Annotated in this window: 13 protein-coding genes; 1 reads left to right on the forward strand and 12 read right to left on the reverse strand. The window is 42.7% G+C overall.

Features of this window, described 5'->3' with window-relative positions; translation table 11 throughout:
- The first annotated feature begins 223 nt into the window (after positions 1 to 223).
- The gene (locus tag BUB66_RS11075) at positions 224 to 1,333 is read left to right on the forward strand and encodes a glycerol dehydrogenase (protein ID WP_084099025.1); all 1,110 of its coding nucleotides are present in this window, start codon (positions 224 to 226) and stop codon (positions 1,331 to 1,333) included.
- 37 nt (positions 1,334 to 1,370) lie between these two features.
- Here the strand turns inward: BUB66_RS11075 and BUB66_RS11080 are convergent, their stop codons facing one another.
- The 12 genes from BUB66_RS11080 to BUB66_RS12805 all read right to left on the reverse strand — a co-directional run bounded on the left by BUB66_RS11080 (position 1,371) and on the right by BUB66_RS12805 (position 13,232).
- On the reverse strand, positions 1,371 to 2,975 hold the full coding sequence (locus tag BUB66_RS11080; RefSeq protein WP_084099027.1) for a response regulator transcription factor: 1,605 nt from the start codon (positions 2,973 to 2,975) through the stop codon (positions 1,371 to 1,373).
- Positions 2,972 to 4,189, reverse strand: coding sequence for a sensor histidine kinase (locus tag BUB66_RS11085; protein ID WP_073258495.1), 1,218 nt, complete (start codon positions 4,187 to 4,189; stop codon positions 2,972 to 2,974). The genes BUB66_RS11080 and BUB66_RS11085 overlap by 4 nt, the downstream gene beginning before the upstream one ends.
- A 152-nt stretch (positions 4,190 to 4,341) precedes the next feature.
- Entirely contained in the window at positions 4,342 to 4,647 is a 306-nt protein-coding gene (locus tag BUB66_RS11090; RefSeq protein WP_073258497.1) for a PTS sugar transporter subunit IIB, read from the reverse strand.
- A complete protein-coding gene (locus tag BUB66_RS11095; RefSeq protein ID WP_073258499.1) occupies positions 4,644 to 5,333 on the reverse strand; it encodes a copper homeostasis protein CutC in 690 nt (229 codons plus the stop codon). The genes BUB66_RS11090 and BUB66_RS11095 overlap by 4 nt, the downstream gene beginning before the upstream one ends.
- Positions 5,333 to 6,646: a PTS sugar transporter subunit IIC gene (locus BUB66_RS11100; protein WP_073258501.1), complete on the reverse strand. Its 1,314-nt coding sequence runs from the start codon at positions 6,644 to 6,646 to the stop codon at positions 5,333 to 5,335. Before BUB66_RS11100 ends, BUB66_RS11095 begins: the two co-directional genes overlap by 1 nt.
- Before the next feature lie 29 nt (positions 6,647 to 6,675).
- Positions 6,676 to 7,635: a glycosylasparaginase gene (locus tag BUB66_RS11105; protein WP_244269846.1), complete on the reverse strand. Its 960-nt coding sequence runs from the start codon at positions 7,633 to 7,635 to the stop codon at positions 6,676 to 6,678.
- A gap of 2 nt (positions 7,636 to 7,637) precedes the next feature.
- Complete coding sequence (locus BUB66_RS11110) at positions 7,638 to 7,964, reverse strand: PTS lactose/cellobiose transporter subunit IIA (RefSeq protein ID WP_073258503.1); 327 nt, start codon at positions 7,962 to 7,964, stop codon at positions 7,638 to 7,640.
- Positions 7,965 to 8,080: 116 nt separating this feature from the next.
- Complete coding sequence (locus BUB66_RS11115; RefSeq protein ID WP_073258505.1) at positions 8,081 to 10,030, reverse strand: BglG family transcription antiterminator; 1,950 nt, start codon at positions 10,028 to 10,030, stop codon at positions 8,081 to 8,083.
- A gap of 51 nt (positions 10,031 to 10,081) precedes the next feature.
- On the reverse strand, positions 10,082 to 10,504 hold the full coding sequence (locus BUB66_RS11120; protein ID WP_073258507.1) for a hypothetical protein: 423 nt from the start codon (positions 10,502 to 10,504) through the stop codon (positions 10,082 to 10,084).
- A gap of 18 nt (positions 10,505 to 10,522) precedes the next feature.
- The gene (gene floA / locus BUB66_RS11125) at positions 10,523 to 11,500 is read right to left on the reverse strand and encodes a flotillin-like protein FloA (protein ID WP_425291883.1); all 978 of its coding nucleotides are present in this window, start codon (positions 11,498 to 11,500) and stop codon (positions 10,523 to 10,525) included.
- Positions 11,501 to 11,554: 54 nt separating this feature from the next.
- Entirely contained in the window at positions 11,555 to 12,856 is a 1,302-nt protein-coding gene (locus BUB66_RS11130; protein WP_073258511.1) for an NfeD family protein, read from the reverse strand.
- A 190-nt stretch (positions 12,857 to 13,046) separates the two neighbouring features.
- Entirely contained in the window at positions 13,047 to 13,232 is a 186-nt protein-coding gene (locus BUB66_RS12805; RefSeq protein ID WP_425291884.1) for a zinc ribbon domain-containing protein, read from the reverse strand.
- Between the last annotated feature and the right edge of the window lie 51 nt (positions 13,233 to 13,283).

Raw genomic sequence — 13,283 nt, forward strand, 5'->3', positions numbered from 1 at the left:
CATTTCTGAATTAAAGACAACTGCAAAAAAGATAGTATTTTTTTAGCCTAATAAATGGACTGATTTGACTTTTGGGCATGTGGTTTTAGGTTTAGAAGAACTCCGATTTCATAAAATCACATCAAAGTTTTGCTAAACGAAAAGTCAATTTTTTTAAGAGGAATTATTCAACATTAATAAAATTATAAAACACATAAAAATTAAAAATTGGAGGGATGAAATAGTGGGCATAAAAATTCTAATTTCACCATCGCGGTATGTCCAAGGTCCCGGAGCTTTGAAATTTTTAGGCGAACAGATAAAACACCTAGGGGAAAAAGCTTTTGTAATCGGTGGGAAAACTGCCATATCTCAAACTCAAGAAATTATAAAGAAAAGCTTGGAAGACCAAAATATCTCCTTCAAATTCGAAACATTTAGAGGAGAATGCTGCGACAGCGAGATAAATCGCTTGAAGGAAATAGCCGTATCCGAAAAGTGCGATGTTGTCATTTCCGTAGGCGGCGGAAAGGTAATTGACACGGGTAAGGCAATTTCCGCACTTTTAAAGTTACCAATAGTCATTGTTCCTACTATTGCCGCTACTGATGCGCCCTGCAGCGCGCTCTCCGTAATATACACAGAAGACGGAGTATTCGACAGATACTTTATACTTGCGAAAAACCCCGATTTAGTTTTATTAGACACAGAGATAATCGCAAAAGCTCCTGCAAGATTTCTCGTATCCGGAATGGGCGACGCCCTTGCCACCTGGTTTGAAGCCAATTCATGTTACCAGTCAGCTTCGAAGAACATTCCCGGCGGGTACTCCACCGTCACAGCTTTGAAATTGGCAAGACTTTGCTACGAGCTTTTAATCGAATACGGCGAACAGGCAAAGATAGCCGTAGAAAAAGGAGTCGTAACTCCCGCAGTTGAAAAAATAATTGAAGCTAACACATTGCTTAGCGGTATAGGTTTTGAAAGCTCAGGACTTGCTGCCGCCCATTCAGTTCACGACGGCTTCACAATACTAGAGGAAACCCATAAAGTTTATCACGGAGAAAAAGTGGCCTTCGGCACTCTCGTCCATTTAGTTCTAGAAGACCATCCGTGGGCAGAAATAAAAGAGGTTTTGGATTTCTGCGTTAAAGTCGGCCTACCTGTCACTTTAAGTCAAATAGGAGTTGAAAATCCCACTCCAGAAAAGATTATGGAGGTAGCCAAAAAGACCTGCGAACCCGGTATGATGATCCACAATATGCCATTCCCGGTCACTCCTGAAATGGTATATAATGCAATATTTGCAGCAGACGCTTTAGGGACCAAGTACCTGAACGAAATATCTAAATAAGAGATGAAAAAGGCGAATAGCCAAGCTATAAGCTTGGCTATTCGCCTTCTATTATTATGCCAATATTTTTCCTATATTCCGTAGGAGTAATTCCTACCACCTTCTTGAAAACCTTACTGAAATAGTTTGGATCCTGATATCCCACCTTTTTAGCAACATCGGCCACTGAAAAGGAAGGGTTTGAAAGATATTTTTTGGCGGATTCTATCCTCACCCTCGTGAGATATTCGGCATAAGTACATCCTACTTCCTTTTTAAACAACCGACTGAAATACTCCGTATTTATGAATATCATTTTCGTAATTTCTTTTAATTTTAAATCTTTATCATAATTCTCATTTATATACTTCACTACTTGATCGACGATGCTGTTATTCTCCTTCAATTTGGTATTAAAAGAAAAAATATCATTTAAAAAATTTTTCCCGCATAAGGTTAACGCCGATAATGATTGGGCTTTGGACAACTTCTTCAAATAGCTGAAATAAAGATGGGAATTTTTCTTATCTATCCATCCAAGCTGCCTGACCCTTCTCCAAATCAATAACATGATTTCAGCAAGCCTTGTCTGGCAGGAAAGCAAAGAACCTTTAGTTTTAATGACCAAATCACTCATAATTTCTTCAAAAGCCCTTTGTGCTTCGCAGTCATTAGCTAATGTGATACAATCAAGCAGCTTGTCTTCCTTATCGTTCTCTACTTCTTCACATTCTTTAAAAAGTTCTTCCATTTCCTTATTCGTTACAATTTTCCCTCCAAGGAAAAACCTCCCCAAACGGGCATTGGATTTTGCTTCCTCATAAACCTTTCTATTAACAAAACCTTCATCGTTTTCAGCTATGCTTATTGTCACTAAAATTTCGGTTTTTTCCTCGATACTCTTTTGTATCGACGAAGCTAATTCCAAAACATTTGCATTTTTGCTGTTTACCCCGATAATTATCGATTCGCCTAAGTTCATCAAAAATACACCATTATTGTTCTTTATCATATCCTCTACAATCTTCAAGATCTCATATCTTACATATTCTGCTCCAGGCTGCGACTCATCAATATTTGGTTCTATATACAAAATAGAATTCGGAAGCGAGGTAATCCCCAAAAGCTTAGCCTGAATTTTTAAAACGTTTATCTCTTCTTCAGTTTTAACATCGCCCATAATTAAGCTCGCAAGGATGCCTGCTTTTATCATCTTTTCGGCCTTTTTCATAGCTTTCTTCAATTCTTCTTCTCTTTTAATGCTGCTCTTTTCTTTTTCAAACAAAGCCATCAACTTTTTCAAAACCGCGACAAATTCTTCCGGTCTTATAGGTTTTAGTAAATAATCTACGCTTCCGATTTTTAAAGCTTCTTTTACAAATTCAAGTTCATCGTATGCGGTTATAATGATTATCTTCGTGTTTGGCAGTAAATTTTTTATTTCTTCTGAAGCCTTCAAACCATCTTTTCCCGGCATCTTAATATCCATTAGAACTACATCTGGAGTTAGTTTTTCGGCCTTTTCGACAGCTTCAAACCCATTTTTAGCATCGCCCACCGTTTTGAAAGGCAAGCCTGACCTTTCTATAATTAACGAAAGCACTTCCCTTTCTAAAGGCTCATCATCGCAAATCAAAACCTTGTATTCCATAATCTTTTTCACCTTTCAGTCCTTTTCGGAATTTTTATCGTTACTTTCGTGCCTTCGCCTAACTTGCTTTCTATGCTTAGCCCATACTTCGGCCCAAAGTATTTTTTTATTCGTAAATCCACATTATAAATCCCAAGGCCAGTGGTGTGCCCATTGATAGCTTCTTTCGAACTCTTTAGGATTTTTATCATCCTTTCTTCTATCCCGACACCATCATCGATGATTTCAATATATATATCGGAATTCTTCTCGTACCCTACTATCCTCAATATCCCTCCTTCTCTTTTCTTTTCCAATCCGTGAACTATAGCATTTTCTACAAGGGGCTGGAGGCTCATCACGGGAATTAAGTATTTCCCAAGTTCTTCGGGCATTTCAATGCAAGCTTTTATATGGTCTTTATACCTAATTTGCTGAATATAAAGATAATATTTTATACATGAGATCTCTTCTTTCAATGTCACTAACTGATTTAAGTTTTTTAAAGAGTAATGCAAAAGATTGGCCAAAGAATATATGATTTCAGCCGTTTTGCTCGCATTTTCTAAATACGCAAGTCTTGCTGCAGTATTCAAAGTATTAAATAAAAAGTGAGGGTTTACTTGTGATTGTAAGGCTCTTAACTCCAGGGTCTTTATGGCGTTTTCGTATTCGGAACGCCTTCTCGTCTCTTCCAAAAGCCTCTCTTGATACAATCTGTTGATGCCAAGTTCGATTATGTAACTTGAAATTATGTGCAGCATTTCACCGGCAGTATAAATATAATTTTCAGGCACAATTTCAATTTCAAGAAAGCTCCTCAAGTATAAATCAGGATCAAGGCCAAAATCAATAGCTCTTTTCCTTGCCCTCTCAATTTGTTCTTCATCTGGAGGTTTCAAAAAGACTTGTCCGCACAAGATATAGCCCAAGCACTGACCTTCAACGACCAAAGGAGCCGCCAAATCCACCAGCTCGCAGTGGCAGAGCGCAGTCGCAGGTCCTCCCTTTTGTAAAGACAATCTGCCGAGCTTCGCATCTGATAAATAACAATTTTTTCTTCCTTTTTCAGTGCTTCTTACTAAATTGCAATGGTTTGTAAATTTGCTTGGCGACGTAATATTAACTCCATCTTTATCCGCAATAATCGCTGCAAGGCCTGTGGCTTCAGAAAATTTTTTTAGTATCTCTTCAAGCTTTTCTTTATTAATAACATCCTTTAACTTGTACCTCGGCAAAACTTTCACCTCTTCACTTTTTACAAAATATTTAATTTTCTCAAGTCTTCTATACTATACTTTATATTCTATAAGCAGCTTTTCAAATCCTTCACACGAGAATTATTTTTTGCCCTACATAATATAAAAAAGCCGGCGTTACGCCGGCCAGCTATTTTTAGCTATTTTTTCGCAAGCTCCAGTGCCATTTTGAGAACCGCTTCGCCGTCCATCATCCCGTAAATCCTCTGGTCGATCACTTCTACAGGGATGCCTCTGCCCTCTGCAGCCTTTTTTACTTCTCCAAGCATATATCTTGCCTGAGGGCCGAGCAATATTACATCCGCTTTATCTATTTCCCCATACATATCAGCAGTCGAAACCGCCACAATTTCCGCCGATATGCCTTTTTCAGAAGCTGCCTTCTGCATTCTCTTTACCAGCATACTTGTAGACATACCGGCAAAGCAGATAAGAACTATTTTCATTTTCCCTTCACCATTCCCTTGATCAGATTTACCATCCTGGTCAATTTTTCTTCCTCTATTTCTTCAAAATAGCTATTGTTCCTCCTCACTGCCCTTCCGAAGTGATAGGCTTTTGCCCCGGTAATTTCTATCAATCTTGCTATATTCTCAAAAGTAAGGCCGCCTCCGACTATAATCCTAATTCTGCCGCTATTTTCTACCATCTTTTTTATCACGGGAGCGTTTTTTAGTATGTCCCCTTTGCCGCCCGATGTCAGCACTTCCGTAACCCTTTCGTATTTTTTAATAACGCCCAATGCCGAAAGGACATCTTCTGCCTCGTCTATAGCCCTGTGAAAAGTGACATCCAAACCATCACACTCTTTTAGAAGTTCTTCAAGCACTTTTTCGTCCACTCTGCCCGACTTCAAAACTCCCAACACTGCGCCGTTTGCCCCAAGTTCTTTTGCAACCTTTATATCCCTTTTCATTACCTCTATTTCTTCCTTCGTGTAGCAGAACGACCTGGAGTGTGGCCTTATCATAACGTTTACGGGAATGCTAACCGATGTCACTACCTTCTCTATCATTCCATAGCTCGGAGTAAGCCCACCTTCGGAAGCAGCACTCACAAGTTCCACCCTGTCAGCTCCGCACTGCTCTATTCTTTTTGCGTCATCCACGGTATAGGCTATGACCTCTATCATTAAATAGCCTTCCCTTCGTTTTCCTCTTCGTATTTTTTCTTATCCATCAGCTTGATGAAAGGCCACCATACCAGCATTACTACAAGAATATCTATTATTTGAAGTATAGCCCCTGAGATGTGCCCCGTTATTAAAAACCCTTGAATAATCGGCGGTGTGGTCCATGGAATTATTACACCTGTAGGCCTTGCGACGATATTGAAAGCCATTGCAAGGTAATTTATAACCGTTATTACGACCGGGGCGAGGATTAGCGGAATTATACCTATTGGGTTTAAAACAACCGGGAGGCCAAACATGATCGGCTCATTTATATTGAAAAGTCCCGGGAGCAGCGACAATTTCCCAAGCTCCTTGTACTGCTTTGATCGTGCCTTATACATCAAAAGGAACACAACTCCTAAAGTCGCACCAGCTCCTCCTATCCAAACCATGTCGAAAAACTGCTCGGTGATTATGTTTGGCGGAATTTTCCCGGCTTCTATGGCCGCGAGGTTGGCATCCTGAAGCGGAATCCAGAACGGCCTCATGATACCGTTAACTATAGTTCCTCCATTTAACCCTATACTCCAGAGCAGACTAATCGAGAATACCGTAGCGATAGCGCCCAAAAGGTTATTTGCAACCATTTTCTGCATAGGAAGCGATACAATGCTGTATATGAAGTTGTGTATGTATTGATAGGAAGTCTGCAAAAAGAGCAGCCTCACAAGCAGCATCCCGACAATTATGCAAAAGCCAGGCAAAAGCGCTGAAAACGCTCTGGAAACCGCCGGCGGCACTCCTTCCGGCATCTTTATGACTATGTTTCTCTTCACAAAAAAGTTAAATATTTCGGTAACAATCAGTGCCGTAATTATGGCCACCAGAATTCCGTTTGTGCCGTACCATCCTCCAACTGTTATGACCCTATTTACTTCATGGGCTGTACCGTTTATATCTATCGTCGTGCTTATGGGCGAAAGCAAGACAAAAGACGCTATCCCCAATATCGCCACCGAAAAAGCATCTAGCCTGTAGGATTGGGCAAGTTTGTAAGATATCGCTGCTACTATGTATATAGACATAATATCGTAAGTAACCCTTTTAGGCAATATAATGAACTGGTTAAAGCCCTCGCCAAACCACTTAACCTGCAGCTCTTGCCAGCCCGGCGCAGGGAAGTCCTGGATGATTATGAAAAGCGACCCTATGATCAGAAAAGGCATAAAAGATATAAAGCCATCCCTAATCGCTGCCAAGTGCCTTTGGCCTGCAAGCCTTGTTGCAAAGGGTGCAAACCTTTTTTCCAAAAATTCTTGAAAACTTCCCATTTCTTTACCTCCTACTAAATTAAATTTTTTCATAAATTGAGTTCCGGCGGATTTTTTAACCTCTCTTCATAACTCCTTAGCCATTCTTCTGAAGCCTCTTTTACTATCACCTCCCCTTTTTCTGGCCTTGCGAGCAATACCTTTGCCCCATTTTCTTCATCGGCAACGACAAAAGAAAACTCCACGTTTGTCCCTATCCCCCATCTTCCTTCTTTGTCCAAGCAGATCAGCGAAATCGCCCCTACCTTTCTGCCCTTATCGCTCATCTTTTTCAAGAAGCGGTTCAGCGCTTCACTGGCTGCCTTTTCCGGCGCATATCCCTCTTCCATGAGCCTCACAACCTCATAAGAAAGGCATCCTTTCATTATATCTTCCCCAAGTCCAGTCGCTGCAGCCCCTCCTACATCGCTGTCGACATAGAGGCCCGCCCCGCACAATGGAGAATCTCCCACCCTCCCTCTCTTCTTCATAAAAAGCCCGCTGGTAGAAGTGCCTGCACTCATAGAGCCCAAGGTGTCTAGCGCTACTATCCCAACCGTGTCGTGGCCGTCATAAGGCGAAAGGTTCCCTTCCCTAACCTTTTTCATCCTTATCTCCCACATCGTCTTTGCCCTTTCCGTCAGCATATTTTGTCTTTGGAAAAGATTCTTATGGGCAAATTCTTCTGCGCCCTGGCCTACCAGAAATATGTTGAACCTCTCCCGGCTCAACCTCCTCGCTAAAGAGATGGGATTTTTTATATCCCTCACACCTGCTACTGCCCCGAAAGAAAAGGTGTCGCCATCCATAAATGCCGCATCTAATTCTACTTCGCAGTGCTCGTTTGGGAGGCCTCCGTAACCTACCGACTTGTAAAAAGGAAAGTCTTCCACTTCCTTTATCGCAGTTTCGACCGCATCTGAAGCCTTTCCGCCCTTTTCAAGGAGGGCTGCCGCCTTTTGAACACCTTCAAGGCACATTCTCCACGTCCCTATAATTGCCCACTTCAATTTCACTTTCCTCCCCTTTCCTGCGCAAGCCTCTTGTATAAGTTTATAATCTCCAGCACAAAAGGCTTTGCGAGCATGGCATTCATCAGGTGGTCCTGCGCATGGACTAGCAGCGCCGAAAATTCGAGTTTTTCCCCTCGAGTCTCACTCACTATAATCTCGGTCTGAAGCCTATGGGCTTTTATCAATATTTCATCGGCTTCCTTCACCTTAAACTCGGCCTTTTCAAAATCGCCTTCTCTGGCCCACTTCATCGCCTCTATCAGCAGCGAAAAAGAGTCTCCCGCAGCGGCTATTATCTCAAAAGCCGTTTTTTCGTGCGATTCCATTTATTATCACTCCCGCTTACATTCTAGGTCTATTATACTTTTTGTTAAAATTGTCGTTCAAATAACTTTTTTCCTAACAAATAGGAAAGCACCCCGCTCTCCCGAGGTGCTAATGCTCAAATCTCTCCAGCACAAAATTCAACCAGGTTCTCCTTAAATTCTTCAAAACTTGTGCTTTTTATCAGCCTTGCGATTTTCGCCGGATTGTCGAGGATCGGTATCAGTTGTTCAAAAAAGGTGTCTAGCAACTTACGCTCCTCTTTTTTTATGGCAAACATAAATATCAGTTGGACCTTGTTTTTGCCCCACATCACCGGCTTTTTCAGAATTCCAACAGCAACAGCAGTCCCATAAGCGTCCATAGTGACGGAATGGGGTATCGCAACCAGATTCCCAAAAGAAGTGGGGGAAAGCTTTTCTCTTTCCATCACGCGCTCGGCATAATTTTCCGGCACATAGCCCTTCTCATAGAGTTTAAAAGCGAGAAAATCTATAACTTCTTTCTCATCACCGAAAGTAAGTCCGCTGAAGAACAGCTCTTTTTTTATAAACATCCCCAAAATTGCCCACGTTCCACATCTTAGCGCCTTTTTGTTTTCGACAGCCAAAATCTTTTCAAAGGCTTCCCTGTCCCTTTCATCGAAAAAAGGCGAAATTCTAATCACTTTTGCCGGATAATCCAGCTCAATGGGCACTGTCGAAATTATATAGTCCGGGCTATTTTCTTTTAAAAGGTCCAATTCGGTAAAGGAATAGGCGCCGATAATTTCCAATTGATCTTTGTAGTATTTCTCGAGCTTAGAAATCAAAATTTTCGACGCCGTATGTCCAGCAGGACATACAACCGCCACAATCTTTTTTTTCTTTTCTCGCTGGAACAATCTTTCAAAAGCCGCCCCAAAATGAAAGGCTAAAAATCCTATCTCATCCTCATCGATATTAAGCCCTGAAAACCTTGAAAACTCCCTCGCAAAAAAGACGCTTATCTCGAAAATCATTGGATACCGCCTTTTTATCTCTTCGACGAAGCAGTTCTTAATGCGCGCGCCTTTTTTTGCCCTCTCCCTCACCATCTTTATGTGCATGCAAAGTCCGACTACCAAAATATCATCTTCTCTAAAGTTAAACCCGAACTCCATGTTAATTCGTTCGAGGACTACTTCCGTCAGTATAAGATAATAAGAGTCGGCCAAGTTTCTTAAGGTATCCCTGCTGGGGCTTTTTTCTTCCTTCTTAAACCCTGAAATTAAATGAGAGATGTAAAAAACCTCATCCTCAGGGAACTTGACTCTCTGCCTTTCCTCAATCTTTCTGCAAATCTCTGAAGCTATAACAAATTCTTCCCCTTTTATAGCTTCTCTTGAGAAATTTAATTCCTCGATAAAATACCCTTCTTTTATGCGTTCTACAGTTACCGAAATATACAAAAGTAAGTTCAAAAGCCCCAAATCGCCGATATTATAGCCTCTTTCCTTTAAGACATAAACCAAAACCTTAGAAATTTCTTCTACATCGGCTTTTTTGAAATATTTTTCGTATTCTTTTATATTGAAAATGCCTTCTTTGGCCTCTCCGAGAATTAAATCCATCATGAGATTTCGTTTCTCTTTCTCGGGACCATTAAGGATAATTTTGGTAGACCTTCGCTCTAATTCCAGATTCCACCCGCTCTCTTTTAATAAGCATTCAAGGGCTTTTATGTCGTTTATGCAAGTAGCCTCGCTAACATTTAGCTCTTCTGCTAAGTCCAGCACATCGATGCCGTCTTTAGAAAAGAGCAATTTCTTCAATATTACGCCAGCCCTTTCCTCGGGATATCCACTCGATTCACTTTCACTCATCCTAATCAATTCCTCGGCCTTTGCCAGATCTTTTAAAAAATAGCCATCCTTTTTTGATGAAACTATCAGTTCTCCATCCTTTACCAGTGAATTTATAAACTTAACATCGCTCCTGACCGTACGCTCACTCACCCCGAGGACAACCGCTATCTCTTTGCCCTTTACCCAGCCTGTTTTTTCTAAAAGATACAAAATCAGTTTCCTCTGCCTCGGTCCAAGGCCCATTGCTTCCCTCTCCCACCATGTTTATCTGAAAGGCCGAATCTTTCGATAGATTTACCTTTTTCGAATAAAAGAAGTTCTTTTGGATAGAGGCGCTGAGAGAAGCTCGTGGAATATAAAGTATTTTACTAATTCCTCTCTCTCTACCCCCCAACTCCAACTCAAAGCCGGTCCAACCTGTTGCCTTTCATGTTGAAGAAGCTCAGCTTTTTTCTCTTCTTCCTCAGGCAGTTCCAGGGAAACTCCTTCTTGTGTCTTTTCTTCGTTTTCAGGCTCTAAGACGTATTCATATTCCTCAAACTCGCCGGCAGAACTGCCATGCATTTCCTCCGGCAGGTCTGCTCCTTCGGCTAATATTATATCCTGCCCGGCAATGCGGCGGCTGCCGAAATTTTTTCTATTACCAAGTAACCTTATCAGCCTCACTGCTATTATAACTATAAAAATGATCCATGATGTAAGGTTTTCAAAATTCATCGAGGCTCACCGCCTTTTTTATTCTTTCTCCTCCTGCTGTTTTTCTTGACCCAGTTTTGAGAAGGATTCCCTCATAACTGTATCGGCTATTATATTCTTCATATTATAGTAATCCATTACTCCTATTTTCCCACTGCGCAAAGCTTCGGCCAAGGCCTTTGGAACTTCTGCTTCGGCTTCCACAACTTTTGCCCTCATTTCCTGAACCATCGCCTTCATCTCTTGTTCTCTGGCAACAGCCATAGCTCTTCTCTCCTCGGCCTTTGCCTGGGCAATCCTCTTATCGGCTTCGGCCTGGTCGATCTGGAGCCGAGCTCCTATATTCCTTCCCACGTCTACATCGGCTATATCAATAGAAAGAATTTCAAAAGCAGTTCCGGCGTCAAGTCCTTTGTTCAACACAGTTCTCGAAATTAAATCCGGATTCTCCAACACTTCTTTGTGGCTGTTGGACGAACCGACGGTAGTGACGATACCCTCTCCTACGCGGGCAATTATCGTTTCCTCACCGGCACCGCCCACAAGCCGATCAATATTGGCCCTCACTGTGACGCGGGCCTTTACCTTTACCTCAATCCCATCCTTGGCTACCGCGGCTACCACGGGAGTTTCGATGACCTTTGGATTAACGCTCATCTGAACTGCGTGCAGCACATCCCGTCCCGCCAGGTCGATTGCTGCGGCTCGCTCAAACCCCAGAGGGATATTTGCCCTTTGGGCCGCTATTAAGGCATCTATTACCCTGTCCACATTTCCTCCTGCCAGGTAATGGGCTTCCAGCTTGTTTATTTCTACATCTTGTCCGGCTTTGATGGCCTTAATTAACGGCTTAACTATTTTATCCGGCGGCACGCGCCTAAGTCTCATCCCCACAAGGGTGAAAATCCCTATTTTAACCCCTGCCGCAAGTGCCGAAATCCAAAGGCCTAATGGTATGAAGCTGAAAATCACCGCAAAAAAGATAAAAATTAAACCGAGGAATATCAATAAAAATATGAGCTCAGTCAACGCGAAAACCTCCTTACTATTTTCATCATTTAATTCAATTATTTAATCCCTCTCAACCACAATCCTAGAACCTTCGACTTTCACCACCCGCACTTTTTTGCCGGCTTCTATGAATTCTCCATCGGATACCACATCCAGCTTCCTATCGCCAAAATCAACTATGCCAGCAGGCCTGAGCGGTGTGAGCGCCACTCCTGTGCGCCCCAACAATTCAGTTTTCTCCTCATGGGCGGTGTAGCCCAAAGATTTATCCAACCGCGAAAAGAGCACCAAGCGTTCAAAAAACGGCGAGCTCGAAAACCGCTTCAGCAGTAAAATAAAGATGATAAAGCTCGCCACAAGGGATACGGTAACTGTAATCAGTCCCTGCTTTACTGTAGCCGAAGCTGTGACTATTCCGCCAATTATCCCCGCTATCCCAAGAACTCCTAAAACACCAAACCCCGGCACTAGAGCTTCGATGATGAGCAAAAAAACACCGGCAAGGAAAAACGCTATAGACTCCCAGCCAGCGAGCTGCGCTATCATGTGGCCTGCGAAAAACAAAACCAGCGATGTTATACCGGCAATGCCAGCCATTCCAAATCCAGGAGTCAGTACCTCCGTAATGATGCCTATGAATCCTATGGTTATGAGCATTGGGGCTACATAAGGGCCCGTCACGAAACTGGCAATCTTCTCAGCAAAGTACGGCTTTATCTCTTTCTGATTTCTTTCTCCAACCCCAAGAGCATTAAGCAGTTCTCTTCTGTCAGCTGCAATGCCATCGGCCAGCTTCAATTCCAAAGCTTTTTGAGCAGTAAGAGAAAGGATTTTGCCTTTTTCTTTCAAACCCGAAATTTCAACGTCGGCATCGGCCATAGCCGCCACTATATCTCTATCCCTCCCCCTCCTTTCCGCAACGCCTTCCAGTTTTGACCTCCAGTATGATATAGCTTTCTCCTCTTTGGGAACCGTCTCTGCGGCTCCAATTGTAGAGCCAGGCGCCATGTATATTTTTTCGCACGAAATTGCAATCAGAACCCCTGCTGATGTCGCCTGGCTGTTGACATAAGCAACTGTAGGAACTGGAGAATTTAATATTGTCTGACTTATCTCAACAGCAGAATCCACCCGCCCTCCTGGCGTGTCAATATCGAAAATCAAAAGTGCTGCCTGCGTTTTTAGCGCTTCATCGACGGCTCTCTTTATAAACTTGGCCAAGCCGGGGTCTACCGTGCCTTTAACCGGCACAAAAACCACTTCCCCTTTTTCTGCCGCTGAGCATGACGTATTCGTTTTGAGCGAAAATAACAACAAAGTTGCGATTAGGAAAATTAATAATGTTTTTGCATCTGCTTTCACCAGACCACCTTCTTTTGTAGTCTCTTAATATATAGATTATATCATAAATTGTGACATCCTCCACCTAATGAATTAGGGGGCATCCCAACGTGGGACGGCGGCTTTAAGCCGCAGGTTAGCCAGCATTCCCCGGATGACCCGGATCATCACCTTGGCCTTAAGGGGTGTCACGCTCCCCTTTCTCTCGGGGTCATGCCCCGAGAGTATCGAGCGCTTTCGCGGCTATGTTTATTGCCCCCACCCTGTCCGCATCAGACTGGTATCCACACTTTACGCATTTAAACCAGCCTTGGATCTTCCGGTTATACCGGGAAACATTCCCGCACTTCGGACAAGTCTTGGAGGTCTCCTTGGGATCGACGTAGATTACAGGCACTCCGGCAAGGGCTGCCTTGTATTCGATGAACGAGGCCAGCTCCTTAAAGTT

It is taken from the genome of Caldanaerovirga acetigignens (assembly GCF_900142995.1).
GTDB classification, from domain to species: Bacteria; Bacillota; Thermosediminibacteria; order Thermosediminibacterales; family Thermosediminibacteraceae; genus Fervidicola; species Fervidicola acetigignens.

What these genes read in the sequence shown, in the direction of transcription:
- BUB66_RS11090 (WP_073258497.1), bottom strand. Translation starts at nt 4,647, where the DNA reads ATGAAAATAGTTCTTATCTGCTTTGCCGGTATGTCTACAAGTATGCTG.
- BUB66_RS11115 (WP_073258505.1), bottom strand. Translation starts at nt 10,030, where the DNA reads ATGGGCCTTGGACCGAGGCAGAGGAAACTGATTTTGTATCTTTTAGAA.
- BUB66_RS11110 (WP_073258503.1), bottom strand. Translation starts at nt 7,964, where the DNA reads ATGGAATCGCACGAAAAAACGGCTTTTGAGATAATAGCCGCTGCGGGA.
- BUB66_RS11120 (WP_073258507.1), bottom strand. Translation starts at nt 10,504, where the DNA reads ATGAATTTTGAAAACCTTACATCATGGATCATTTTTATAGTTATAATA.
- BUB66_RS11095 (WP_073258499.1), bottom strand. Translation starts at nt 5,333, where the DNA reads ATGATAGAGGTCATAGCCTATACCGTGGATGACGCAAAAAGAATAGAG.
- BUB66_RS11100 (WP_073258501.1), bottom strand. Translation starts at nt 6,646, where the DNA reads ATGGGAAGTTTTCAAGAATTTTTGGAAAAAAGGTTTGCACCCTTTGCA.